At 71.2% G+C, this 24,819-nt stretch carries 21 protein-coding genes; 5 read left to right on the top strand and 16 right to left on the bottom strand.

Going from position 1 to position 24,819, the window contains the following annotated elements; genetic code table 11:
* Positions 1-81: 81 nt before the first annotated feature.
* The 9 genes from ABZZ17_RS02970 to ABZZ17_RS03010 all read right to left on the bottom strand — a co-directional run bounded on the left by ABZZ17_RS02970 (position 82) and on the right by ABZZ17_RS03010 (position 9,556).
* On the bottom strand, positions 82-786 hold the full coding sequence (locus tag ABZZ17_RS02970) for a VTT domain-containing protein (RefSeq protein WP_356871295.1): 705 nt from the start codon (positions 784-786) through the stop codon (positions 82-84).
* A gap of 163 nt (positions 787-949) precedes the next feature.
* Complete coding sequence (locus ABZZ17_RS02975; RefSeq protein WP_356871297.1) at positions 950-1,708, bottom strand: MerR family transcriptional regulator; 759 nt, start codon at positions 1,706-1,708, stop codon at positions 950-952.
* An 83-nt stretch (positions 1,709-1,791) separates the two neighbouring features.
* A complete protein-coding gene (locus ABZZ17_RS02980; protein WP_356871299.1) occupies positions 1,792-2,610 on the bottom strand; it encodes an ABC transporter permease in 819 nt (272 codons plus the stop codon).
* On the bottom strand, positions 2,607-3,551 hold the full coding sequence (locus ABZZ17_RS02985; protein ID WP_356871301.1) for an ATP-binding cassette domain-containing protein: 945 nt from the start codon (positions 3,549-3,551) through the stop codon (positions 2,607-2,609). The genes ABZZ17_RS02980 and ABZZ17_RS02985 overlap by 4 nt, the downstream gene beginning before the upstream one ends.
* A gap of 77 nt (positions 3,552-3,628) precedes the next feature.
* Positions 3,629-4,270, bottom strand: a complete 642-nt coding sequence (locus tag ABZZ17_RS02990; protein ID WP_356871303.1) for a PadR family transcriptional regulator — start codon at positions 4,268-4,270, stop codon at positions 3,629-3,631.
* A gap of 35 nt (positions 4,271-4,305) precedes the next feature.
* On the bottom strand, positions 4,306-4,818 hold the full coding sequence (locus ABZZ17_RS02995) for a DinB family protein (RefSeq protein WP_356871305.1): 513 nt from the start codon (positions 4,816-4,818) through the stop codon (positions 4,306-4,308).
* Between the two features lie 109 nt (positions 4,819-4,927).
* Positions 4,928-7,009: a penicillin-binding protein 2 gene (gene mrdA, locus ABZZ17_RS03000; RefSeq protein WP_356871307.1), complete on the bottom strand. Its 2,082-nt coding sequence runs from the start codon at positions 7,007-7,009 to the stop codon at positions 4,928-4,930.
* 121 nt (positions 7,010-7,130) lie between these two features.
* Positions 7,131-8,588 carry an aldehyde dehydrogenase family protein gene (locus ABZZ17_RS03005; protein ID WP_356871309.1) on the bottom strand — a complete coding sequence of 486 codons (1,458 nt, stop codon included), beginning with the start codon at positions 8,586-8,588 and terminating at the stop codon, positions 7,131-7,133.
* 89 nt (positions 8,589-8,677) lie between these two features.
* A complete protein-coding gene (locus ABZZ17_RS03010; RefSeq protein WP_356871311.1) occupies positions 8,678-9,556 on the bottom strand; it encodes a helix-turn-helix transcriptional regulator in 879 nt (292 codons plus the stop codon).
* Positions 9,557-9,904: 348 nt separating this feature from the next.
* On the opposite strand from ABZZ17_RS03010, the gene ABZZ17_RS03015 reads away from it, so the two are divergent.
* A complete protein-coding gene (locus tag ABZZ17_RS03015; RefSeq protein ID WP_356871313.1) occupies positions 9,905-10,390 on the top strand; it encodes an ATP-binding protein in 486 nt (161 codons plus the stop codon).
* 130 nt (positions 10,391-10,520) lie between these two features.
* Here ABZZ17_RS03015 and ABZZ17_RS03020 read toward each other — a convergent pair whose 3' ends face one another.
* A complete protein-coding gene (locus ABZZ17_RS03020) occupies positions 10,521-10,766 on the bottom strand; it encodes a DUF397 domain-containing protein (protein ID WP_356871315.1) in 246 nt (81 codons plus the stop codon).
* 107 nt (positions 10,767-10,873) lie between these two features.
* A complete protein-coding gene (locus tag ABZZ17_RS03025) occupies positions 10,874-12,919 on the bottom strand; it encodes an FUSC family protein (protein ID WP_356871317.1) in 2,046 nt (681 codons plus the stop codon).
* A gap of 155 nt (positions 12,920-13,074) precedes the next feature.
* On the opposite strand from ABZZ17_RS03025, the gene tatA reads away from it, so the two are divergent.
* Positions 13,075-13,239 carry a Sec-independent protein translocase subunit TatA gene (gene tatA, locus ABZZ17_RS03030; RefSeq protein ID WP_356871319.1) on the top strand — a complete coding sequence of 55 codons (165 nt, stop codon included), beginning with the start codon at positions 13,075-13,077 and terminating at the stop codon, positions 13,237-13,239.
* A 94-nt stretch (positions 13,240-13,333) separates the two neighbouring features.
* Here tatA and ABZZ17_RS03035 read toward each other — a convergent pair whose 3' ends face one another.
* Positions 13,334-14,545: a DUF2786 domain-containing protein gene (locus ABZZ17_RS03035; protein WP_356871321.1), complete on the bottom strand. Its 1,212-nt coding sequence runs from the start codon at positions 14,543-14,545 to the stop codon at positions 13,334-13,336.
* 1,169 nt (positions 14,546-15,714) lie between these two features.
* On the opposite strand from ABZZ17_RS03035, the gene ABZZ17_RS03040 reads away from it, so the two are divergent.
* Positions 15,715-17,298, top strand: a complete 1,584-nt coding sequence (locus ABZZ17_RS03040; RefSeq protein ID WP_356871611.1) for a bifunctional 3'-5' exonuclease/DNA polymerase — start codon at positions 15,715-15,717, stop codon at positions 17,296-17,298.
* Positions 17,299-17,317: 19 nt separating this feature from the next.
* On the opposite strand, the gene ABZZ17_RS03045 is transcribed toward ABZZ17_RS03040, so the two are convergent.
* The 4 genes from ABZZ17_RS03045 to ABZZ17_RS03060 form a co-directional block, all read right to left on the bottom strand.
* On the bottom strand, positions 17,318-18,565 hold the full coding sequence (locus tag ABZZ17_RS03045; protein ID WP_356871323.1) for a hypothetical protein: 1,248 nt from the start codon (positions 18,563-18,565) through the stop codon (positions 17,318-17,320).
* A gap of 162 nt (positions 18,566-18,727) precedes the next feature.
* Positions 18,728-19,246, bottom strand: a complete 519-nt coding sequence (locus ABZZ17_RS03050) for a SigE family RNA polymerase sigma factor (RefSeq protein WP_356871325.1) — start codon at positions 19,244-19,246, stop codon at positions 18,728-18,730.
* Positions 19,247-19,309: 63 nt separating this feature from the next.
* Positions 19,310-19,813 (bottom strand): GNAT family N-acetyltransferase, encoded by a 504-nt coding sequence (locus ABZZ17_RS03055; RefSeq protein WP_356871327.1) that lies wholly within the window; start codon positions 19,811-19,813, stop codon positions 19,310-19,312.
* A gap of 95 nt (positions 19,814-19,908) precedes the next feature.
* On the bottom strand, positions 19,909-21,123 hold the full coding sequence (locus ABZZ17_RS03060) for a serine hydrolase domain-containing protein (protein ID WP_356871329.1): 1,215 nt from the start codon (positions 21,121-21,123) through the stop codon (positions 19,909-19,911).
* An 815-nt stretch (positions 21,124-21,938) separates the two neighbouring features.
* On the opposite strand from ABZZ17_RS03060, the gene ABZZ17_RS03065 reads away from it, so the two are divergent.
* The gene (locus tag ABZZ17_RS03065; protein WP_356871331.1) at positions 21,939-22,223 is read left to right on the top strand and encodes a hypothetical protein; all 285 of its coding nucleotides are present in this window, start codon (positions 21,939-21,941) and stop codon (positions 22,221-22,223) included.
* 352 nt (positions 22,224-22,575) lie between these two features.
* Positions 22,576-24,762: an AIPR family protein gene (locus ABZZ17_RS03070; protein ID WP_356871333.1), complete on the top strand. Its 2,187-nt coding sequence runs from the start codon at positions 22,576-22,578 to the stop codon at positions 24,760-24,762.
* Positions 24,763-24,819 lie beyond the last annotated feature (57 nt).

The raw sequence follows: 24,819 nt of genomic DNA on the forward strand, positions 1-24,819 counted from the left end.
CTGGGCGGCCGCCTGCGGGCATACGAACGCCCCGGGACCCGTCGGGGTCCCGGGGCGTCGTACGAGCGCCCGTACGGGCGGTCAGCGCTTGGCGTGGCGGCCGCGCGGGCCGGGGGCCTGCGGGTCCTCCGGGGCGCCGTACGGCTGGGCCGGGGCGGCCGCGGCGGCCTTCGCCTTGTTCTTGCGGGCCTTCAGCACCTCGAAGATCACCGGGATGATCGAGATCAGCACGATGCCGATGAAGATCGGCTCGATGTTGGTCTTGATGACCTCGAACTGGCCGAGCTTGTAGCCGAGGCAGGTGACGCCGGCGCCCCAGAGGACGCCGCCGATGATGTTGAAGGTCAGGAAGGTGCGGTACTTCATCTCGCCCGCGCCCGCGACCATCGGCGCGAAGGTGCGGATGATCGGCACGAAACGGGCGAGGACGATGGCCTTCGGGCCGTGCTTCTCCATGAACTCGTGCGCGGCGTCGAGGTTCTCGCGCTTGAACAGCCTGGAGTTCGGCCGGTTGAAGAGCTTCGGCCCGAAGTACTTGCCGATCAGGTAGCCCACCTGGTCGCCGATGACGGCCGCGAGCACGATCAGGGTGCACACCAGCCACAGCGGCTGGCTGATGTTGCCGCTCGCGACGAACAGGCCTGCCGTGAAGAGCAGGGAGTCGCCGGGCAGGAACGCGAACAGTCCCGATTCGGCGAAGACGATGATCAGGATTCCGATCAGACCGAACTGCCCGATCAGATAGTCCGGGGACAGCCACTCAGGGCCGAGCGCAAGCGTGTACACGAGTTCCGGGCTCTCCTGGATCGGGGGGAATCAGCGGGGGTGCGGGGCAAGACGGGTGGTTCCAATTATGAACGCACACGGCCCCCGCCAGGTTCCAGGTACCTGCGGGGGCCGTGCGGTGACTGTCCGGGGGCCGTTCGGAGTACTCCCGAGGGCCCTGCGGCTACGCCTTCCGGATCGCGTTGGCCACGATCGCGTCCCGGACGAACACGGCCAGACCCGGACGGACGGCCTCGTAGTACGCGGTGAACCGCTCGTCCGCGACGTACATCTCGCCGAGGCAGGTGTGGATCTCGTAGGTGCAGAAGTAGTAGGCGCCGTTGATCCAGTCCCGGTGCTCCTCCGCGAGGTCCATGGCCGGCTCCGACTCCGCGGACGCACCGGAGTCGAGGAGGGCGGCGAACCGCCCGTTGATGCCGTCGGCCCGGTCCTGGATCCGCTGCCAGTCCTCCTTGGTGTACGAGGCCGTCCGGCGGGCCGACTCCCGGTAGGCGTCGGTGTTCCCCCAGCGGCGCTCCGCTTCCTCCGCGTGCTCGTCGGGGTCGAACTCCCCGAAGACCTCGAACTTCTCCTCGGGCGTGAGGTTGATGCCCATCTTCTTCGCCTCCATGGCGTGCTCAACGGCCTTGGCCATCTGCTGGAGCCGGGCGATCCGGTCGGTCAGCAGGACGTGCTGCCGGCGCAGGTGCTCCTTCGGGTCCGATTCCGGATCGTCCAGCAGGGCCGCGACCTCGTCGAGCGGGAAGCCGAGCTCCCGGTAGAACAGGATCCGCTGCAGCCGGTCGAGGTCGGCGTCGTCGTACCGCCGGTGTCCCGCCCCGCTGCGGCTGCTCGGGGAGAGCAGCCCGACCTCGTCGTAGTGGTGCAGCGTGCGCACCGTCACTCCGGCGAACCCGGCGACCTGACCCACTGAGTAGCCCATCGCTTCCCGCTCCTCCGATCGGTTGGGTACGCCCTTCACTGTGGGACCTCACGCCGCGTGAGGTGCAAGTCCGCCGCCCGGACCTACCGGCTGAGTCCGCGGAAACGGGCCACGGCCAGCGGGAAGAACACCGCGAGCAGCAGGAGCGGCCAGCCCACCGCGAGCAGCGCCGCGTGCTCGGCGGCCCAGGACCCCGCCTGCCCCGCCGCCGCGCCCGCCGGGTTCCCGAACAGGTCGCGCACCGCCGTCGCCGTCGCCGACATCGGGTTCCATTCCACCACCGCGCCCAGCCATCCCGGCATCGACTCCGGGCTGGCGAACGCGTTGGACAGGAATCCGACCGGCCACACCAGGATCTGCACCGCCTGCACCAGCTCCGGCCGGCCCGCGACCATGCCGAGGAAGATCCCGATCCACAGCATCGCGAAGCGCAGCAGCAGGAGCAGCGCGAAGGCCGTGAGCGCGGCGGCCGCCGAGCCGTGCCAGCGCCAGCCGAGCAGCAGGCCGACGCCCGCCAGGACGGCCAGGCCGAGCGCCGACTGCAGCATGTCGGCCGCGCTGCGGCCCACGAGCACCGCGGACGAGGACATCGGCATGGCGCGGAAGCGGTCGATGACCCCCTTGCCGAGGTCCTGGGTGACGGCCGTCATCGTCGCCTCCAGCCCGAAGGCCATGGTCAGCGCGAACATGCCGGGCACCAGGAACTCGACGTACTCGCCGTCGATCCCCCGTCCGCCGCCGACGAGGAAGCCGAACATCAGCAGCATCATCACGGGGAAGACGAGCCCGACCAGCACCTGCACCGGCTGCCGCGCCCAGTGCGCGAGCTCGCGGCGGGTCATCGTCCAGGAGTCCGCGAGGACCCACGGGGCGCTCCACGGGGTGCTCCCCGGCGCGCTCATGCGGCCACCTCCGCCACGCCGTCGCCGGCTCCGGTCAGCTGGAGGAAGACCTCGTCCAGCGTGGGGCGGCGCACCGAGAGGTCGGCCGCTTCGACGCCCGCCTCCTCCAGGGCCCGCAGGGTCCGGGTGAGGCCGGCCATCCGGTCCTCGACCGGGAAGCTGAGGGTCAGCGCGTCCCGGTCGACGGACGGGTCCGGGTGAGGTGCGGCCTCCGCCGCCCGGGCCAGGTCCGCCGCGTCCCGCAGGACGACGACGATCCGGTCGGCCCCGACGCGGGCCTTCAGTTCGTCGGCCGTGCCCTCGGCGGCCACCCGGCCCGCGTCGACGAGCGCGATCCGGTCGGCGAGCACGTCGGCCTCCTCCAGGTACTGGGTGGTCAGCAGGACGGTCGTGCCGCCGCCGACCAGGGAGCGGACCGCGGCCCACACCTCGGCGCGGCCGCGCGGATCGAGCCCGGTGGTCGGCTCGTCCAGGAACAGCACCTCCGGGTCGGTGATCAGGGAAGCCGCGAGGTCGAGGCGCCGGCGCATGCCCCCGCTGTACTGCTTGACCGGCTTGCGGCCGGTTCCGGCGAGGCCGAAGCGCTCCAGCAGCTCGTCCGCGCGCGTCCCGGCCCGCCGCGCGCCCAGGTGGTGGAGCCGGCCGAACATCTCCAGGTTCTGCCGCCCGTCCAGGCCCTCGTCGAGGGCGGCGTGCTGGCCGAGCAGCCCGATGCGGGCGCGGACGGCCGCCGCGTCCTTGCGTACGTCGTGCCCCGCCACCCGGACCAGGCCCTCGTCGTGCCGCAGCAGGGTGCTCATCACGCGGACGGCCGTGGTCTTGCCGGCTCCGTTGGGGCCGAGGACGGCGTGGACCGTCCCGGCCGGGACCTCCAGGTCCAGCCCGGCGAGGGCCCGCTTCCCCCCGTACCGCTTGTGCACTCCTTCGACGAAGATCGCCAAGATCGCTCCCTCATTAGTCAAATTTGAGTAGCCGGATCGGCCAAGGTACGCCCGCCCTGCGGGTTAGTCAAACTTGATTAGCTGTCCTGCCGCGGAGCCCGCGGCTCCGCGAAGGGGTTCTCCTGGCCGTCCGCCAGCACCCCGACGAACGGCTCGCCGCCCTCGCCCGCGAAGGAGTATGCGCCCCCCTCGATCCGGGCGATCAGCCCCCGGGTCCACTCCGCCTCGGCTTCCGCGGAATGGACCCACATGTGCATGATCTCGCCGATGTGGCCGAGCTGGCCCGGCCCGCCCTCCGGCGTGTAGTAGTCGGTCACCGCCGACCGCCAGCCCGCCAGCTTCGCCAGCCGCTCCCCCAGCAGCCCCAGTACCTCGTCCCGGGGCAGGTCGACCATGAAGCCGATCGCCGCCGACAGCACGTCCGTCTTCTGGTCGTAGGCGGCGAGGGCCTCCCGCAGCAGCCGGAAGTACTCCTCGCGGCCCGCGTCCGTCACCTCGTACTCGGTGCGCGGCGGCCCGCCGGCCGCGCTCGGCGCCACCTCGTGCGCGAGCAGGACGCCCTGCTTCGCCATCTGCTTCAGCGCGTGGTAGATCGAACCGGGCTTGGTGTTGGACCACTCGTGCGCGCCCCAGTACTCCAGGTCGTTGCGCACCTGGTAGCCGTGCGCCCGGCCGTGCTGGCGGACCGCACCGAGGACGAGGAGCCGAATCGCTGACATCGGGCCAGGCTACTCATCCCCCGCGCGCCCCCCGCTCACCCCATGGCCTTGGTCCCGTCCAGGGACTCGCGGATGACGTCCGCGTGCCCGGCGTGCCGCGCGAACTCCTCCACCAGGTGCAGGAGCATCCAGCGCACCGACACCTTGCCGTTCTCGGGGAACCAGGGCGCCGGAGGCAGCGGGAAGGTGTCGTCCAGGCTGGGGACGCTCGCGACGAAGGCCTCGGTCTCCCGCCGGACGCCGTCCCAGAAGGCCAGGACCTGCGGCACCGACTCCCCCTCGACCAGCCGGAAGGAGTCCTTCCAGGTTTCCGCGTCGCGCTGGTTCTCGTTCGGCCGCTGCTGCGCCATCCGCAGCCAGCCGAGTTCGCACTCGGCCACGTGCTTGAGCAGCCCGGACAGGGAGAGCTCGCTGACCGTGGGGCGGCTCGCCGCCTGCTCCTCGGTCAGCCCCTCCGCCGTCTCGCGCAGCGCGGTGCGCTGGGCCTCGACGAAGGACAGGAGCGTGCCCCGCTCGTCGCCGGGGACCTCTGTGGAAACCTGAGCCATGGCCGACCGCCTCTTTCCGTGGTGGTTCTTCTCCTGCTGACGAGAACCACGCTACGGAGCCTTGCGGTCAGCTTCTGTCCTCAACTCTCCCGCGTTCCCGGGGAGCCGGTCACTGGCCCTCGCCCTCCTGCCGGATGGCGGGCAGAGCCGTCGCGGGCTGCGGCAGCAGGGCCTTGGACAGGTCCTGCTTGCCCGTCGGGTCGAGCCCGTACATCGCCTCGTAGATCTTGCGCACCGCCGGCCCGGAGGCGCCGGATCCGGTGCCGCCCTGGGAGATCGTCATGACGATGGCGTAGTCCTCCGTGTACGAGGCGAACCACGAGGTGGTCTGCTTGCCCTGGACCTCGGCGGTACCGGTCTTGGCGTGCATCGGGATCTGCTTCTGCGGCCAGCCGACGAAGCGCCAGGCGGCGCTGCCGCTGGTGGCCACCCCGGCGAGGGCCCCGTCGATGTCGTCGCGGGTCTTGGCGTCCATCGGCAGCCTGCCCTGCTCCTTCGGCGCGATCTCCCGCACCGACTGCCCGTCGGCGCTGACGACCGCCTTGCCGACGCTGGGCTGGTGCAGCGTGCCGCCGTTGGCGATGGCCGCGTAGACGGAGGCCATCTGGACCGGGGTGACGAGGGTGTCGCCCTGCCCGATCGAGTAGTTGATCGCGTCACCCTCGCGGAGCTGGTTGCCCTGCCGGCAGTTCTCGTAGGCGATCTTCTCGGCGAAGCTGCCGTTCTTCTTGCCGTCCCGGCACCAGGCGTCCTTGTTCGCCTCGAAGAAGTCCTGCTTCCACTTCCGGTCGGGGATCCGGCCGGGCACCTCGTTCGGCAGGTCGATGCCGGTGCGCTTGCCCAGGCCGAACTCGTGGGCCGTCTTGAAGAACCAGTCGCTCGGGTCCTTCTTGGGCTTGATGCCGCCGTCCTTCTTCCACTCCTGGTCGGCGATGGCGTAGTAGACGGTGTCGCAGGAGACTTCCAGGGCGCGGCCGATGGTGATGTCGCCGTGGCCCTGCGACTCGAAGTTCGTGAAGGTCTGGTTGCCGACCGAGTAGGCGCTGGGGCAGGGGTAGCGCCGGTTGAAGGGGTAGCCGGCGTTGACCGCGGCCGTCGAGGTGACCACCTTGAAGATGGAGCCGGGTGCCGCCTGGGCCTGGATCGCCCGGTTCAGCAGGGGGTAGTTCGACTCCTTGTCGGTGAGGGACGCGTAGTCCTTCGCGGAGATGCCGCCCACCCAGGCGTTGGGGTCGTAGGTCGGGTTCGAGGCCATGGCGACGATCCGGCCGGTCTTGGCCTCCATCACCACGACGGAGCCGGCGTCGGCCTCGTAGTTCCTGCGGGTGTTCTTGTCGTACGTCCCGCGGGCGTCGACCATCGCGTTGTTCAGCTCGCGCTCGGCGACCGCCTGTACGCGCGAGTCGATCGAGGTCACGATGTTGGAGCCGGGCTGCGCCGGGTCGGTCACGCCCTGGCCGAGGATCCGGCCGAGGTTGTCGACCTCGTAGCGGGTGACGCCCGCCTTTCCGCGCAGCTCCTTGTCGTACGTGCGCTCCAGACCGGAGCGGCCGACCTGGTCGGACCGGAGGTACGGGGAGTCGGACTTCTTCGCCTTGACGATCTCCTCGTCGGTGACCGGCGAGAGGTAGCCCAGCACCTGGGACGTGTTGGCCTGGTCCGGGCCCGCGTAGCGGCGCAGGGCCGTCGCCTCGGCCGTGATGCCCGGGAAGTCCTCGGGGTGCTCACGGATCTGGAGGGCCTGCTCGGTGGTGGCCTCGTCACTGACCGGGATCGGCTGGTACGGGGAGCCGTTCCAGCAGGGCTGCTTGGTCTTGGAGTCGCAGAGGCGGACCTTGTCGATGACCTCCTGGGCGTCCATGCCCAGGACCTCGGCGAGGCGGGTCAGCACGGACCTGCCCTTGTCCTTCATGGTCAGCAGCTCGGTGCGGCTGGCGGAGACCACCAGGTGCGTCGCGTTGTCGGCGAGCGGGACCCCGCGCGCGTCCAGGATCGACCCGCGCACGGCGGGCTGGATCACCTGCTGGACGTGGTTGTTCTTGGCCTCGTCCGTGTACTCCTGGCCATTGCGTATCTGCAGGTACCAGAGCCGTCCGCCGAGCGTGAGGAGCAGCGAGAAGACGACGACCTGGATGACGACGAGCCGGTTCTGGACCCGAGGGGTCCGGCCGGTCTCCGGAATGTTGCTCAACCCTGATCTCCCCCGGACGCGAGCCGTACGCCCGGCCGAGTCTAGGGGGTGCCGCGGGATCGGTCCGGACGGCCTGCCTGCTGCCGGTCAGGTCCACCGGGTCGCGACGCCCGGCACGGCACTAGAAGGGGAACTGCGTGCGGCCGTGCTGTACCGAGATCCACTTCTGGGTGGTGAAGGCCTCCACGGTGGCCTCGCCGCCCAGCCGCCCCAGGCCCGAGTCCTTCTCCCCGCCGAACGCGGCGAGGGGCTCGTCCCCGATGGTGGAGTCGTTGACGTGGATCATGCCGGTCTCGATGCGCCCCGCGAAGCGGACCCCGCGCTCCACGTCCCGCGTGTGCACCGCGCCGCTGAGCCCGTACGGGGTGGCGTTGGCGAGGCGCACGGCCTCGTCCTCCCCGTCGAAGACCACCAGCAGCGCCACCGGCCCGAAGATCTCCTGGCCGAGCAGCGGGGAGTCCTCCGGGAGCCCGGCCAGCACGGTCGGCTCGACCAGGTTGCCGCGCGTAGACCCTCGTACGAGCGCCTGCGCGCCGGACTCCACGGCGCGGTCCACGAGCGCGGTCAGGGCGTCGGCCTGGAAGGAGTTGATGAGCGGGCCGATGTGGGTGTCGGCCTCGCGCGGGTCGCCGGTCTTCAGGGCGCGCACCCGGGCGGTGAACTTCTCGGTGAACTCCTCGGCGACCGAGGCGTCGACGAGGATCCGGTTGGCGGCCATGCACACCTGGCCCTGGAAGACGAACCGGCTGAAGACGGCCGCGTCGACCGCGTAGTCGAGGTCGGCGTCGTCGAGGACCACCAGGGCGCTGTTGCCGCTGAGTTCCAGGACGGTCCGCTTGAAGTGGCGGGCGGCGACGGAGCCGACGTGCCGGCCGGTGCGGTCGGACCCGGCGAAGGAGATCACCTTCGGTACCGGGTGGGTGAGGATCGCGTCGCCGATCTCGGCGATGTCCGTGACCAGGACGTTCAGCAGTCCGGCCGGAAGGCCCGCGTCCTCGAAGATCTTGGCGATGATCCCGCCGCCGGAGACCGGGGCGTTCTGGTTCGGCTTGACGACCACCGCGTTGCCCAGCGCGAGGGCCGGGGCGACCGACTTGATGGTCACCAGGAGCGGGAAGTTGAAGGGGCTGATCACGGCGACGACCCCGACCGGGAGGCGCTGGACCCGGTTCTCCTTGCCCTGGACCAGGGAGGGCAGGATGCGGCCCTCGGGCCGGATGGCCAGCTGGACCGCCTCGCGCAGGAACTCCATCGCGAGGTGGACCTCGAACTCGGCCTTGGGACGGGTCCCGCCGAGCTCGTCGATCATCGCCTCGACGATCTCCTTCTGGCGCTCCTCCGTGATGCGCAGGGCGCGTTCCAGTACCGCGCGTCTCGCGTAGGGGCTGGTGGCGGCCCATTCCTTCTGGGCCCGCTCGGCCGCGCGGTAGGCCCGGTCGACCTGCTCGACCGTGGCCACCGTGATGGCCGCGAGCTTCTCCCCGTTGTACGGGTTGACGTCGATGATGTCCCACGAACCGGTGCCGGCCAGCCATTCGCCGTCTATGTACTGGTGAGCAAGGTCGGTGAATATGGACATGCCATCCCTTACTGCGAGCGCGCACCCTTGCGCTGCACCGGAGACCGATCGGTCGTCATACACTGATCAGACGTCATAGTACGTGCGGATCAAGACAGTTGGAGCAGTCCACGCAGGAGATCCCGGGTCCTGTCGGGATCCGGGCAGTCCGACTGGAGGCGTCGCATCGCCCGCGCGTACTGCGCCACTTCCTCTTCTTTGTCCAGGTAGAGGGCGCTGGTGAGCTGTTCCAGATAGACGATGTCCTGCAGGTCGGACTCGGGGAAGCGCAGCAGGGTGAAAGCTCCGCTCTCGCCCGCGTGGCCGCCGAAGGAGAAGGGCATCACCTGGAGCTGCACGTTCGGCCGCTGGCTGATCTCGATCAGGTGTTCCAACTGCCCGCGCATCACGTCGCGGTCGCCGTACGGGCGGCGCAGCGCGGCCTCGTCGAGGACGGCGTGGAAGACCGGGGCGTTCTCGGAGACGAGGACCTTCTGGCGCTCCAGGCGGAGCGCGACGCGGCGGTCGATCTCGGCGGCGGTCGCACCGGGCATGCCGCGGCTGACGACGGCGTGGGCGTAGGCCTCGGTCTGCAAGAGCCCGTGGACGAACTGGACTTCGTAGATCCGGATGAGCGAGGCGGCGCCCTCCAGGCCGATGTACGTCTGGAACCATCCGGGCAGCACGTCGCCGTAACTGTGCCACCAGCCGGTCGCGTTGGCCTCCCGGACCAGCCCCAGCAGGGACTCGCGCTCGGCGGTGTCCGTGACTCCGTAGAGCGTGAGGAGGTCTTCGACGTCCCTGGCCTTGAAGCTCACCCTTCCCAACTCCAAGCGGCTGATCTTCGATTCGGATGCGCGGATCGAGTAGCCGGCCGCCTCACGGGTGATGCCGCGGGATTCTCGGAGTCGCCTGAGCTGAGAGCCCAGGAGGATGCGTCGCACCACAGAACCGCTGGCTTCTGCGGTCACTAGTCCTGCCCTCCCCATCGCAATGGTGTGCGCGTGCTCGGCGGGGCCCCCGTACCCCGGTGCCGCAGTCTGCCACCAAAACGCATCGGCCCGTACTCGTTCTGTAACGGAATCCGGCGTCCCGGAAAAGAAGTCCGTAAGTATGCGTAGGAAGAAATGAGCAAGAACCGTCACGGGAGTGGACGGGTCGGGCGCGTGCACGTGCATCTGCCCTTGCATCCGGCTTCGGCATTCGGAACGATGGTGCCGCGCACCTGCGTGCTCTTCGCGCCGGCGCCGGACCCACCCCGCAGTTCTCTTTGGACGATGCCGCCGCTTCGTCCGCGAATCCCGGGAGTGCCTCGCATGGGGACGAATGGATCGACCATGCTCGAGCCGTTACGGCAGGGGCTGCCCCCGGTCGACCCCACGGCTGTCTCCGGGTCCGCGTCCTGCGCTCTGCCCGCCCGCTTCGAGGCGGTGCGGGGCGCACGTTCGTTCACCCGGTCCACGCTGTCCCAGTGGGGCCTGGACGACCGCTTCGACGACGTCTCCCTGGTCGTCTCCGAACTCGTCACCAACGCGCTCCGCCATGCCCTGCCCGAAGAAACCCGGCCGGGCGAGCCGGAGGCGGCGGTGCGGCTGCACCTGATGCGGTGGAGCACGCGGCTGGTGTGCGCGGTGCGGGACCCCAGCGAGGACCGGCCCGGCGGGTCGTTCACACCGGAGCGGCACGACGAGAACTGCGACCTGGAGTCGGGGCGCGGACTGTTCCTGGTCGACGCGTACAGCGACAGCTGGGGCTGGCACCCGCTCGCGGGCCGGCTGACCGGCAAGGTCGTGTGGGCGCTGTTCCTGCTCCCGGACTGCTGACACGGCACGAAGGCATTCGGGGCGCGGGTCACGTTGAAGACGGGAAAACGCGGGGCCACTGGCCGGGGTTGATCATTTCGATCAGTCCCGGCCAGTGCACGTGCATGGCTTGAACCGAGGCGCTGTTCCTTCAGCCGATCAGGTGATCGAACTCGCCGTCCTTGACGCCCAGCAGCAGGGCCTCTATCTCGGCCGGCGTGTACACGAGCGCCGGCCCGTCCGGGAAGCGCGAATTGCGCATGGCGACGTCGCCGCCCGGCAGCCGGGCGAACTCCACGCAGGAACCCTGCGAGTTGCTGTGTCGGCTCTTCTGCCAGGTCAGCTCAAACATGGAAGCGAGTTCTGCAGCTGCCATCCCGTTGTACGCGTGGTCCACAGGAAGCCCCCGATAGTGCAGATGTCAACTCCACCGGATCATAGCTGTGTTCATAAGCGCATGCATGGGCAGATGCACGTGCACGCGCGGTACTGCCTTGATCACTGTCAGGGGCGAAGAGCCTCCGACACCTCGTCAAGAGAGCCCAGGAGCTGCCCCGCGGCCCCCCGCAGAACACCCGATTCCGGAGCATTCCAGTCGGCCAGCAGGCTCCGCACCCCGTCCCACTCCGGAACCCGGCGCTCCCGCACCGCCTTCGCGCCCGCCTCGGTCGCGGCGCGCAGGGCCTCGGCGAGCTCGGCCGCACCGGGCACCGGGTCCTGCGCCCGGTCGGGTACGTGCGCCTCCAGCAGCATGGCGTTGCGGCCGAAGGCGGCCACCGCGTCCCCCGCCCCGTCGGCGGCCGCCCGGGACAGGCCCCGGTGCCGCACCGGCTCCCCCTCCGCCCGGGCCAGCGCCTCCTGCCACGCGACCCGCGCGTCACGTGTCGCCAGCAGGGCCTCCCGGACGTCGGCACGCCGGGCCCCGGCCGGATCCGCGTACTGCCCGAGCACGGCGGCCGCGTACCGGCCGACGGCGGCCACCCAGTCGGCGAGCCTGGTCCGCAGCCGCGGGGTCTCCCAGGCCGGGTAGACGGCGTAACCGACCATCGCGAGCACCCCGCCGACCAGGGTCAGCGCGATCCGGTCGGGCACGGTCTGGTCCCAGCGGACGCCGCCCATGCCGAGCAGGAAGACGACGTAGGCGGAGACGAAAAGCTGCGCGACGGCGTACCCGGTGCGCATCAGCACGTACATCAGCCCGGCGCTGACCACCGCGAGCAGACCCGACAGGTACATCCCCGGCTGCGCCAGCTGCACGATCGCGGTGGCGACACCGACCCCGGCCAGGGTGCCGGCGAAGCGGGCCACCGCACGGGACCAGGTCTGCGAGAAGTCGGGCCGCATGACCATCACCGAGGCCATCGGCGCCCAGTAGGCGTGCCCGAACGGCAGCGCGTGCCCGACGAGGTAGCCGGCGCAGGCCACCGCCGACACCCGCACCGCGTGCCGCAGGACGGGCGAGCCCGGGTGCAGCTCGGCCCGTACGTCCTTCAACACCACCGGCACCAGCCGCGTCAGGCTGGGCCGCAGCATCGCCTCACCGGGATCGGCGGTGCGCCCGGAGCCCGGCGCGGCCGTCTCCAGTACGTCGTCCAGCAGCGCGGCGAGCCGGCGCGCGGCCCGCAGCGGCGCCCCCCGGAGCAGGTCCGGCAGGTCGGGGGCCTTCAACACGGCCAGCGAGGGCGCGGGCAGCCGTACGGGCTCCCCCTGCCGGATCGCCCGCGCGGCGCAGTCCAGTACGGTCGCGGCGGCGGCGAGCAGCTCCCGCACCCGGTCCCGGCCCGGCCCCTCGGCGGGCGCCCCGACGGCCGGGTCGGCGAGCGAGGCCAGCACCGGCCGGATCCGCTCCGCGAGCCCGCGCGCTCCGTGCAGCTCGGCGGGACGCCGACGGGCCTGCCGGACGGTGACCGCGGCCGCGGCCCGGGCCTTCATCAGGGGCTCCGGGTCGAAGGGCGCGGCGGGGTCGTGGCGCAGCCGGCGGGCGTAGTCGGCCTCGGCGGCCAGCGCGTCGGCCAGCGCGTCACGGTGGGCGCCCCAGCGGCGGACCGGGAAGAGCACGATCAGCAGCGCCTGGACCACCCCGCCGGCGGCGATCATCGCCGCGTGTCCGGCCGCCTGCGGGACGGAGGTCGGCAGGGTCACGGTGACCAGCATGATGGCGACGTTGCCGGAGGCGATGATCCCGGCGGTGGGCCCGGCGGCCCACATCAGCCCCGAGGCGAAAGCCCAGAGCGCGAGCAGCAGGAGGAACAGCCCGGTCTGCGAGGCGCCGACCAGGTAACCGACGAACGTGGAGACGGCCAGGGTCAGCCCGGAGGCGAGGGCGAGCACCGGGCGCGGACGCCAGCTCGGCTGGAAGGTGGCGATGGCGGCCATGAAGGCGCCGAACGCCGAACTGGCGGCGGCGCCCGGCCCGAGGAAGACCAGCCCGGCCCCGATCACGATCGCGAGCCCGACGGTGGCCCGCAGGGCGACGAGGGGCTCCAGCGGGGTCCGGGCGACCTTCACGCCCGAGCGAGCGGTGTCCTTCAGCGCCCGGAGCCAGCTCATGGACCGAGATTAGCCGCGATCGGGCTTTCGCCCGATTCCCGGAGTTCATCAGGGTTCTTCAGGGCTTCTTCAGATTTGTCAGGGGCCGGGTGGTGCCGGTTCCATGGGCCCGATCTTCGGAAAAGCATCCGGATCATCCGAAAGGTGGAACGCCCATGCTCCGCAACGCCGTCGAGCCCTGGCACCTGATCGTCGTCCTGGTGGTCTGCCTGCTGGTGTTCGGCTCCAAGAAGCTCCCGGACATGGCCCGCTCGCTGGGCAGGTCGGCCCGCATCCTGAAGGCGGAGTCACGCGCCCTACGGACGGAGGACAGTCCGTAGGGGCGGGGCCGGGGGGCCTCGGGCGGGGGCCGGGGGGCCGCAGGCCGGGGCCGGGGCCTCAGGCCAGAGCCAGGGCCACAGGCCAGAGCCAGGGCTAGCCCTTGGGCAGGGGGTGGCGGCGGCCGCCGCCCACGTGCGCGGCGTCGGCGGCCGCGGTCCCGTCCTCCCAGCCCGCGTGGTCGGTGGCGCCGCGCAGCCGGGTGGTCGTGGTCCGGGGGAACATCTCGTCCGCCCGTGAGGTGACGGCGACGTCCCGGGCCACCAGGGCGGGCAGGTTGTCCGGGGCTTCGGTGGCCGCGTGCTCGGCGGTCTCCGCGAGCCGGCGCCCCAGCCGGCTGGCGTAGGCGAGCAGGAACGACTGCCTGAAGGTCTTGGTCCGCTTGCGGCCGCCGGCGCGCTGCGCGGCCTCGGCCCGGGTCATCGCCGCCGTCCCCTGTACGAGCAGCGAGGTGTAGAGCAGTTCCACCGCCTCCAGGTCGCTCTCGAAGCCGACCACCGTGGAGAACTCGAAGCCGCTGTTCCACACCGCCCGGCAGCGGTTGGCGGTGGCCACCGCGTCGAGGAGCACCGCCTTGGCCTCCTCGTACGGCGGCTCGACCCCGATCCGGCAGGCTCCCGGGACCTGCGCCGGGCCCCCGCCGCGCACGGCCAGCAGCGCCTCGTCCACCGTGTGGCGGGCCATCAGTTCCTGCGCCTTCGCGCTGAGCGCCTCCGCCTCCTCCGGGAAGGTCGTCGCCTCCGCCTTCGCCAGCAGCGCCCGGATCCGGCCCAGCATGCGCGGCTCGATGTGCGCGTGCTCGGCGAGGGCGTCGGCCGGATCGCCGGGCAGCGGTCCCACGGGCTCGATCGACGGCAGCCGGATCAGCAGCCGGAAGACCTCCAGGACGGCGGTGGCCAGCGTGAACCGGTCCGCCTTCTCGCGCCGCGCGAGCTGCTCGGCGTACGCGTCGTCCCCGTCCCCGTCCCCGTCCGCGTCGGACCGGCTCCACCACACCTCGGCCTCGGTCCACCGCTCCGGGAGCCGCGCGTAGCGGCGCGCCTCGGCGGCGATCACGTCACCGGTGATCCGCAGGTGGACGTCGTCCAGGTCGCGGCGCACCAGCCGCAGCACGTCCGCCGGCTGCCAGCCGCGCTCCCAGGCCTGCCGTACGTACGCCTCTCCGCGCGCCAGCAGCTCCCGCCCGGTCCCGCCCCACCGGCCGGGGTCGGCGGCGAGCACCGAGGCCCCCGTGTCCAGGCCCGCTTCGTCCTGGGCGTAGAGGGCGGCGGCGAAGGCGCGGTCGACGGTCTCGGCATACTCACTCACCCCTTCAGCTTGGCATGTCCGCCTGCCCGCCTCACGCCCGGCGGTCGCCCCCGGCACGCGACCCCCTCGACGCCACGCCCGAGCCCGCTCACCCCCCACCCGACCGGCAACGCCACAGTCACCCGCACGACCCCCGCTCCGCCCACCACACCCACCACCTCGGTCCCCGATGCCCCGACCACCCCACCACCGGGCACGGGACGAGCCGCAGGCGCACCCCTGGGCGCGGGCACACCCCGACGGGGCACAACCCGGGGCGGGCACACCCCGACGGAGCACAACCCCGGGGCACGCTCAGCCCCAAGGCGGCCACACCCCGACCGGGCGCAGCCCCGGGGACGGGCACAGGCCCGGGGCACAACCCTCGGGCGCGGGCACACCCCCGCGGGGCACAGCCCCGGGCACGGGCGCAACCCGACGGGCCGCAGCCCCAAGGGCACGCTCAGCCCCGGGTGGGCACAGCCCGACCGGGCGCAGCCTCAGGGGCAGGCACACCGACCGGGCGCAGCCACCGGCGCGGGCGCAACCCCGGGCTGGCGCGGGCGCACCCCGACGGGCGCAGCCCACGGGGGCGCACCCCGGGCAGGCACAGCCCCGGGGACAGGCGCAACCCGGCAGGGCCCAACCCTCGGGCACGTACACACCCCCCACGGGGCACAGGCCCGGGGGCAGCACACCCCGACAGGGGCACAACCCCGGGCAGGCACAGCCCCGGGGACGGGCGCAACCCGGCAGGACCCAACCCTCGGACCCGGACACACCCCCACGGGGCACAGGCCCGGGGGCAGGCACACCCCGACGGCGCCCAACCCTCGGGCACGGGCACACCCCGACGGGGCACAGCCCCGGGGCACGCTCAGCCCCCCCCAAGGGGGGGCGGGCACACCCCCACGGAGCGCAACCCCAGGGGCAGGCGCACCCCGGCGAGGCGCAGCCACCGGCGCGGGCACAACCCCGGGCGGGCATGGGCACAGCCCGGCCGGCCGCAGTCCCCGGCCCCGCCGGGCGGGCCGCGGGGTGTTGTCAGACCCCGGTGGGACACTCCACCCGTGAGCGACCAAGCCGGCCGGTGGGCCCTCGCCGAGCACGGCGACGGGTGGTGGCACGCCGCACCCGTACACGCCGCGCCCGTACCCCCCGCGCCCGTACCCCCCGCGCCCGGCGCCCGGATCACCGTGCGCGACCCCGCGGAGGCGATCCGCGCCGCCCCGCCCGGTACGCGCTGGATCTGGCGGTCCACCGCCGCCGTGTACCCCCGCCTGCTCGCCGCAGGCGCCCGCGTCGAGCGGTGCTACGACGTCGAGGACGCCGAGCTGCTGCTCCTCGGCCACGAGGGCCGCTTCGGCGAGCCCCGCTCGGCGGCGGCCGCCTGGGCCCGCCTCACCGGCGGCCCCGTACCGCCCGATCCGCCCCAGCGCGCCGCGGAGCCCGGCACGCAGGACTCCCTCTTCGATCCGCAGCCCGCTGTCCCGGTCACCCTGGACGCCCTGCTCGCGGTCCACGCCGATCAGGAGCGCCGGCTCGCCGCCACCGCCCACCCCGACCGGATGCGCCTGCTCGTCGCGGCCGAGTCCGCCGCGTTCCTCATCGCCGCGGAGATGCACCGCGCGGGCCTGCCCTGGCGGGCCGACGTACACCGGTCCCTGCTCACCGAGCTGCTCGGCGAGCGCTACGCCGGCCGCGGCGAGCCCCGCCGCCTGGCCGAGCTCGCCGACGAGGTCTCCGCCGCGTTCGGCCGACGCGTACGCCCGGACCTCCCCGCCGACGTCGTCAAAGCCTTCGCGGAGGCCGGGATCAAGCTGAAGTCGACCCGTCGCTGGGAGATCCAGGAGCTGGACCACCCCGCCGTGGAGCCCCTGATCGCGTACAAGAAGCTGTACCGGATCTACACCGCGCACGGCTGGTCCTGGCTCGCCGACTGGGTCCACGACGGCCGCTTCCGCCCCGAGTTCGTACCCGGCGGCACCCTCACCGGACGCTGGGTGACCAACGGCGGCGGGGCCCTTCAGATCCCCAAGGTGATCCGGCGGGCCGTCGTCGCCGATCCCGGCTGGCGGCTCGTCGTCGCCGACGCCGACCAGATGGAACCCCGCGTCCTCGCCGCGATCTCCCGCGACCCGGCCTTCATGGAGGTCGCGGGCCGCCCCGAGGACCTCTACACGTCCATCTCCCGCCAGGGCTTCTCCGGTGACCGAGACATGGCCAAGATCGCCGTACTCGGCGCCGTCTACGGCCAGACCTCCGGCGACGGCCTCAAGAACCTGGCCGCGCTCCGCCGCCGCTTCCCCCGCGCCGTGGCCTACGTCGACGACGCCGCCCGCGCCGGCGAGGAGGGCCGGCTCGTGCGGACCTGGCTCGGCCGGACCTGCCCGCCGCCCGTCTCCCCCGCCGAGGACGACGGCGAGGCCGGGGTCCCGCAGGACCGCGAGGACGGCTGGACCCCGAGCTACGCCTCCACCAACACCCGGGCCCGCGGCCGGTTCACCCGTAACTTCGTGGTGCAGGGCAGCGCCGCCGACTGGGCGCTGCTGCTGCTCGCCGCCCTGCGGCAGGCCACCGCCGGGATGCGGGCGGAGCTGGTGTTCTTCCAGCACGACGAGGTGATCGTGCACTGCCCCGCCGAGGAGGCCGGGGCCGTCGCCTCGGCGATCCGCGCCGCCGGTGACCGGGCGGGCCGGATCGCCTTCGGCGACACCCCCGTCCGTTTCCCGTTCACCACGGCGGTCGTGGAGTGCTACGCCGACGCGAAGTGAGCCCGGGCCCCGCACGCCGTCAGCGGCCCCAGAGTTCCTTCCAGTTGTCGCTCAGCGCGATCTCCTTCAGCTGCTCCACGGTGAGCACCGGCGCCGTCCGGCTCGGCGTGCCCGACTGCTTCGGCGCGTTGTACGCCGAGACCGTCACCCGCTTCCCGTCGGAGCGCAGGGTGTCCACCGTCCAGCGGACCACGGCCCCGCCGTTGTCGACGGGCCCCTGCGACACCTTCATCCGGACCCCGCCCGGCTGCGAGGTGGCCCCTGCGGCGAAGCCCGAGCTGTCCGTCTGGTCCATGATCCGGAGTTCGATCAGCGACTCGCCGTTGCCGTCGTCGAGGAGCACGTAGCCGTAGCCGCCCTCGCCGCCGCGTCCGACGGGCGGGATCTCGTACCGGCGGAGCAGGTGTTCCAGCGCGTCCTTGGCGACGACGGCCTTCGAACCCGGCCCCGTGTCCCCCGGCTTCGTCTCCGGGCGGGCGGCCGGCAGGTCCTCCAGGGCGGGCCGCCACTTGTCGGAGAGCGCGAGCGCCTTCATCCGCGCCATCGTCAGCACGGGGTCGGGCCGGCTGACCCGGGAGTCCTTCTCCGTGGGCGCGTTGACCTCCGACGCGTCGACGAGGAAGCCCTCCGGGGTGGCCAGGGTGGCCCGCCAGTTCTTGGCGTCCTTGCGCTCGTCGTCGTAGACGTACGACTGGACGAGCAGCAGCCGGGACCCGTCGGGCAGCTTCTCCTCCACGCAGGAATCGACGTGCTTCACGACCTTCCGGTCGGGGCAGGTCGTCATCTCCTTGGCCATCGCACCGACCGGATCGATCCGGGTGAGGCTGACGCCGATGCTCCCCCGGCCCTTCCCGTCGTCGATCACCCCCCGCACGTACGGGCCGGGTTCGTCCCCGGTACCGCGGCCTTCCGAGCTGATCAGGTTCGCCGGCGCCACGAGCTCCCTGAGGATGTCGCCCAGCCGGCCGGCGGAGACGGCGCCGGTGCCGGCACTGGAGGGAGGGCCGTCGGCGGACCCGGACTTCGGCAGCCGCGGCGGCGCCGCGACGTCTCCCCCGCTGCCGGGGCCGAGCAGTCCGGTGCTCCAGGCGCCGGCCCCGCCCACCAGGGCCAGCGCCAGCGCCGACCCGCCGACGACGGCGGCCCGGCGCCGGGCCACCAGCCGTCGGCCGCGCCGCTCACCGGCCTCGACCAGGGCGTTCGAGTCGGTGGTGAATCCGGCGCCCGCGCTGCGGAGGGCTTCGCCGAGCTCGTCTTCAAAAGGCATGGGGAACGGAACCTTCCGCTTCTGGGTGAGGGGTGCGCGACAAGACGGACGGGGCGAACGGGAAGACGCCCCGGCGACGGCCCGGACGGCCCACGGCTCGGCGGCCGGGCGGCTCCGGCTCCGGGACCGGGACCGGGACCGGGACCGGGACCGGGACCCGGTTCAGTGGCTGGCGAACTCGGCCAGGCTGCCGCCCAGTTGCTCCCGCAGCCGGGCCAGCGCCCGGGACGACCGGGTGCGTACGGCCGCCGAGCTGACGCTCATCGCGTCGGCGGTCTCCTCGACGCTGCGGTCCTCCCAGTACCGCAGCACCAGCACGGCCCGGTCCTTGGGCGCCAGCCGCCCCAGCGCCTCCAGCAACGTCAGCCGCAGCAGCGGGTCACCGGCGCCGGCCGCCTGGTGCCCGCCCGGCTCGGGGAACTCCCCGAGGGGACGCTCCCCCGCCGAACGGCGGCGCTGGTGGGTGAGGAACGCCCGTACCAGCACGGTCTGCGCGTAGGCCGCCGGATTGTCGATGCGGGAGATCCGCCCCCAGAGCAGGTACATCCGCCCCAGGGTCTCCTGCACCAGGTCCTCGGCGAGATGGGTGTCCCCACTGGCCAGCAGACAGGCCGATCGGTACAGATGTCCCGACCGGCCCGCCGCGAACTCACGGAACCCGTCTCTGCGACCCTGCCGCATGCACTCCCCCTCGCGTCCGTCTCACCCCATTGACGCGACGGCGGCGGAGGAATGTTTCACCCCTCAGCCGAGATCGTGGAAATAGACGTGGAACTCCTCGCGCACGAAGCCTTCCGACTCGTACAGGCCCTGCGCGACGTGGTTGTCGTACGCCGTCTCCAGCTGCACCCCGGCCACCCCGGCCTCCTTCGCCCGGCGCAGCACCTCGCGCAGCAAGGCCCGGCCCGCGCCGGTGCGGCGGCCGGAGGGGGCGACGTACAGGTCGTTGAGGATCCACGCCGTGCTCAGGGTCAGCGACGAGAACGCCCGGTACACCTGCGCGAAACCGACCGTGCCGACGCCGGGCACCTCGGCGAGCAGGACGAGCGACTCGTCCTTCGCGATCCGCTCCGCCAGGAACTGCCGCGGTCCGTCCGGGTCTTCGGCCGGCACCTCGTAGAAGTCGAGGTAGCCGCGGAAGAGCTCCGCCGCGATGTCCAGGTCCGCCTCGCCCGCGACGCGGAGCACGGCCTCCGGGCCCTCCGCCGAAGACGTGACTCCGTGCTGTTCCGCCGCCCGGTCCCGCATGCCGATCTCCCTCGTTCACCCGCTCGTGCCGGCCTCCATTGTGCGCGGGCGAGCGCCGGGCCCGTGGGCCGGGTGGCCGCCGCACGGCCCGCCGGTCAGTGCGCGGTGACGGGCTGGGCCGGGAGCCGGAACACGTGGTCCGGGGTCACGATCTTCGTGATCGCCTCGCCGAACAGCGCGCTGGGCTCGGCGCCCTCGTACGCGATGTCCGTGTTGAGCAGCACCACCAGCGTGGCCTGCGACTGCGGCAGGTACACGGTCAGCGACTGGTAGCCGGGCAGGGATCCGTTGTGCCCGATCCAGCCGTCGACGTTGAAGATGCCGAGGCCGTACCCCGTGTCCGGGAGGTTCCCCGCCGGAGTCACCTTCAGCCGCTGCGCCTGGGTGGCGGGGGTGAGCAGCGTGCCCGTGGCCAGGGTCTTCGCCCAGCTCTTCAGGTCGCCGAGATCGGAGATCATCGCTCCGGCCGCCCAGCCCCAGGAGGGGTTCCAGTCCGTGGCGTCCTCGGTCTTCCCGGTGGCCGTCTGGTCCGTGTACCCGTGGGCGTGCGGGCTCGGGAACTCCGCGCCGACCGGGAAGAGCGTCCGCTTCAGCCCGGCCGGGGCCGAGACCTCCTCGTTGATGTACTCGGCGAGGGGACGCCCGCTCAGCTTCTCCACCACCAGCCCGAGCAGGATGAGGTTGGTGTTGCAGTACTGGAACTCCGCGCCGGGCTGGAACACCACCGGGTGCTTGAAGGAGTACCCCAGCAGCTCCTGCGGGGTGAACTCCCGGCGGGGGTCGCTGGTCAGGGCCTTGAAGAAGCTCTCGTCCGCGGAGTAGTTGAACAGCCCGCTGCGCATCCCGGCGAGCTCGCGCAGGGTGATCCGGTCCCCGTTGGGGACCCCGGCGACGTACTTCCCGATCGGGTCGTCGAGCCCGGCCTTCCCCTCGTCGACCAGCTGGAGCAGGGCCGTCACCGTGAAGGTCTTCGTCTCGCTGCCGATCCGCATGTTCAGGCCGGTCGCCATGGGCGCCTTCGTCACCTTGTCGGCGACCCCGAAGGCCCGTACGTACTCCCCTTTGCCCGGCGCCGACAGCGACACCATCACCCCGGGCACACCGGCCTGCCCGAGCACCTTCTTCACGGCCGCGTCGAGCTGCGCCGCCACCGCGGGCGTGAGCTGCGGAAAGTCGTCGGCCACGGGGGCCGCGGCCACGACCGGCGGGGCCACCCCGTCCGACGCGTACCCCGCTCCGGCGCCGAGCGGCACCACCACCAGCCCCACCGCGGCCGCACCCGCCACGACACCGCGCCACCGTGTCCTCATGGCCGGCCTCCTGCCACACGACGCCGAACCCCCGCTCCCTCCCAACCTAGCCCCGCCCCCAACCCCCCTGCGACCGGAACCCCACCCCGCCCTCCGCACCGCTCCCCGACCCGAAAACCACCCGCCCGACGCCCCTCCGCCAAGCTTCACCACGAACGCATGCGGCGGCCGTGTCCGGACACATGTGGCGGGCAGGTGCGTCTCCACCCCCGCCTCCGCGATCACCAGCCTCTGGCCGCTACCCACGCCGGACACCCCGTCCACCACCGCGCCCAGACCGCCCACCTCTCGCATGGTGAGCGACCTACATCCCCCCGGGCAACGCCCGCATCCACTCTCCAACCTCGCCCCAACACGCCCTGCATCCAGCGAGATTCGCCCTTTCCCCTGCTCCCGAGGCCCCCTGCACCGCTCCCCGCCTCGACAACCTGGCCCCGGCCTCCACCAGTCGAGGGACCCGCCGCTCACGGCCAGTCAGCGTTCCCCCCGCCCGATCACTCTTCGTAGTGCACCAGCCCCCCGAGCCAGAACCCCACGCCCGCCCCCAACCGTTCCGATCAACAGACGCACTCCGCCAGAAGGGGACGCCCGCGCACAAGCCCTCCACCGCCCGAACCGCCGCCACGCTCACCCGCCGCAGCCGAGCCGCCATCGGCTCAACACCCGCCACCGGCTTCGACCATCAAGTCGGCGGGGTCACCATGACGTGAACGCGCCCCAGACACTGCCCCGCTACGGCAAAGCGTGCGCGCGCATCGGCATCACCGGCGTGCGCCGGGTCAGCCAGTGCCACCACCTCACGAAGTGAGCCGCGCATGACCACCCAGCCCGCCCCCGAAGACGCCGCGTGGGAAGCCGAGCGCCGCCGCGCCGGCCTGGCCGCGTTCCTGATCGGCGCCGCCGCGTCCTCCGCGTTCTTCGCCTTCTTCCCGGGCCTCCCCCACGTCATCGACTGGGGCGCCATCGCGGTCGCCCTCACCGTCGGCGCCCTCGCCCGCTGGGCCTGCCGCTCCCGCATGAAGCGAAGCCACACCGCCCCCAGCCAGGACGCCGCTCATCACCTCCCGGCACCCCGAGCGGGCCACCGAAGGCGGAAATAGCAAAAGCCCCAGGTCACGGCGAGTGAGTCCTGGGGCTTCTACAGAGCCGCCTTCGGGATTCGAACCCGAGACCTACGCATTACGAGGCCCCACAAGATCATCCCATCTGGTGCCGGGCCGTGCCACAGAATCCCGTTTCCCCAGGTCAGAGCCCTACGCCCTGCAACCCACGTGCCGCTCAATCCACCCTGTTCCGCCCCGTCCGCTCACGCACCGCTCACGCAGATCGCCGCAAGGAGCTTCCGGCATGCGACACCGCGGGCACCCAGACCACATCTGGCAAAGTGTGACGTAGCGCACCTATCAAAGCTAGGCTGAACAGCCTTGCACAGGGCGGCTGTTGGGAGCGTTGGTGAACAAAGGCGGGCAGGGCGGCATGCCTCTGGAAGTGCAGCACATCAGGAGTGCTTTGCTTCGAGAATTTCAACACCGGATCTCCATGGACGATTTCAAAAAGAAGGACCCCAAAGAGCACGAGACAGCACTATTGTCACGGGCGGTATCGGCCAAGGCGGCCCGAATTCTCGCGGACTGCAACTCAGATGAGGCGGCGGCTGGAGTAATCGACGGCCGAGACGACTTCGGAATTGATTGCGTCGCATTCTCCGCCTCAGGCTCCGAACTCTGGCTAATCCAGGCCAAATGGAAGGATAAAGGGACGGCCGGGTTCGACACAGAAGCCGCCCTTAAACTAGTACACGGCCTGAAGAAATTCGACAATCGGGATCTCGATCATTTCAACGAGCGATTGCAGCTCCTGGCGGATCGTGTACACGGTGTCCTAAGGCTCCCAACCTGCAAGGTCAACCTGGTTGTGGCACTTATGGGCGATGGTCGACTCTCCGCAGAAACTCGCAATATCCTTGATGAGGCTGCTCAAGAATTCGGTGGGCTCGGGCGCACTGTCGAGTACCAGGTTGTGGATCAGAGAGACTTCCATCGGGCGATCCGAGAGGACCTCGAGCCGCAGCCGATCACGCTCAGGGCGACCATGGATCGGGAATGGTACACCCGCGAAACCCCGTTCAAGGCGGTAATCGGCGAGGTCAGCGCTGATCAGCTGGCGAGTTGGTACGGCGGAAAAGGCGATGGCGCCGAACATGAAAAAGGACACGGCGAGCGCCTATACGATCGAAATGTCCGCCGCTCTTTGGGGCTTACTGGCGTCAACCAAACAATGGTGGACTCCATGTTGGAGGACCCTGAAGGATTCCTCTATCGACACAACGGCATCACAGTACAGTGCGACCGGATCGAGCAGGAATACCATTCCAAGCGAGCAGTAGGCCAGCCGACCACCCTAACCCTGACCAACGCCAGCGTGGTCAACGGCGCACAGACAGTCACCTCAGCGTTCCGCGCGAATGAGATCAACCCCGAGGCGGTCGCGGAAGCCTACATCCTGGTGCGGATCATCTCCCTGGAGGGGGCACCTGAAGGCTTCGGGCGTTCCATCACCAAAGCCACCAATACGCAAAACCACATGGAACGACGGGATTTCATCGCAATCGATGCGGTCCAAAGTGAAATCCAGAAAGATTTCCGCCTCTCGCTGGACAAGGAATACGTATTTCGACGGGGCGAGTTGGATCCTGCTCCTGAGTCGGGCTGCTCAGTCACAGAGGCCGCCATGGCTCTCGCCTGCATGCACCGGGACTCATCACTTGCCGTGCGAGTCAAGGGTTCCACAAACGCACTCTGGATCGAGGGGCCAGGCGGGGCTTATACCCGGTTGTTCGGGCAGCAGCCGGGTGCCCAGCAGATCTGGCGCGCCGTCCAAGTATTCCGGATCGTGCGTGACCAATTGACAGAGCTGCGGACCAAGCTCGCTGGCCGCCCCGCCGCAGTGGCAGACAACGGCGCACTTCTTGTTGCCCACATGGTCTTCCAACGCATCGGCAGGGGCAGCCTCGACGAGTCAGATGGCGAATGGAATGACGTCCTTGCCGGGGTGCCAGAACAGGTCCTTGCCGTACTGGTGTGCCTGATCAGCATGGTCGACACCCTCTTTACGAGCAAGAGTTACGTGACCAGCACCTTCGCCAGCCAGGAACGCTGTGCACAGCTCGTTGCCGCTGTCCTCAGCATGCTTGAGGGCGGAACCGGACCAGAATCCCCCATGAAGCGGAAGGCCCTCCTGGAGGGTGCCGTACAGAGCCGACAGCGACGACCCCAGACGGTTCGATTGCTCGTCGACTACGAAGCAATTAAGGACAGCACCCCCCTCGAATATGCACCTAGCGCCGCGGAGGAGCTAGCCATCGGCAGCTGGCTCGACGCAGACCCTCGGCGACGTCGAGCCAGCTGGGTGAACGACCGGAAAACTCCGATCCTCTGGGAGGCCGACGGCCGACGCTACTCGCCGACTGGGCTGGTCTCCCATATTTGGAACGAAGCCGATTGGAAGGAGCAGTGGAGCGCTGTCCAGGGACCCAAGCAGTGGCGGGTACCGGGCGAGGGAACACTCGTAGAGATCGCTGAGCGACTCTGGCGGCGGATTGCTGCCGGGGACGGGATGGAGGACCGGAATTTGGAGTGATTCCCTTCACCCGTGGTCTCCACGACGGCTGGCCAGCTTGCCGAGCCAGCCGTCGTG

This window comes from Streptomyces sp. NPDC006512 (assembly GCF_040611935.1).
In the GTDB taxonomy this organism is placed as follows: domain Bacteria; phylum Actinomycetota; class Actinomycetes; order Streptomycetales; family Streptomycetaceae; genus Streptomyces.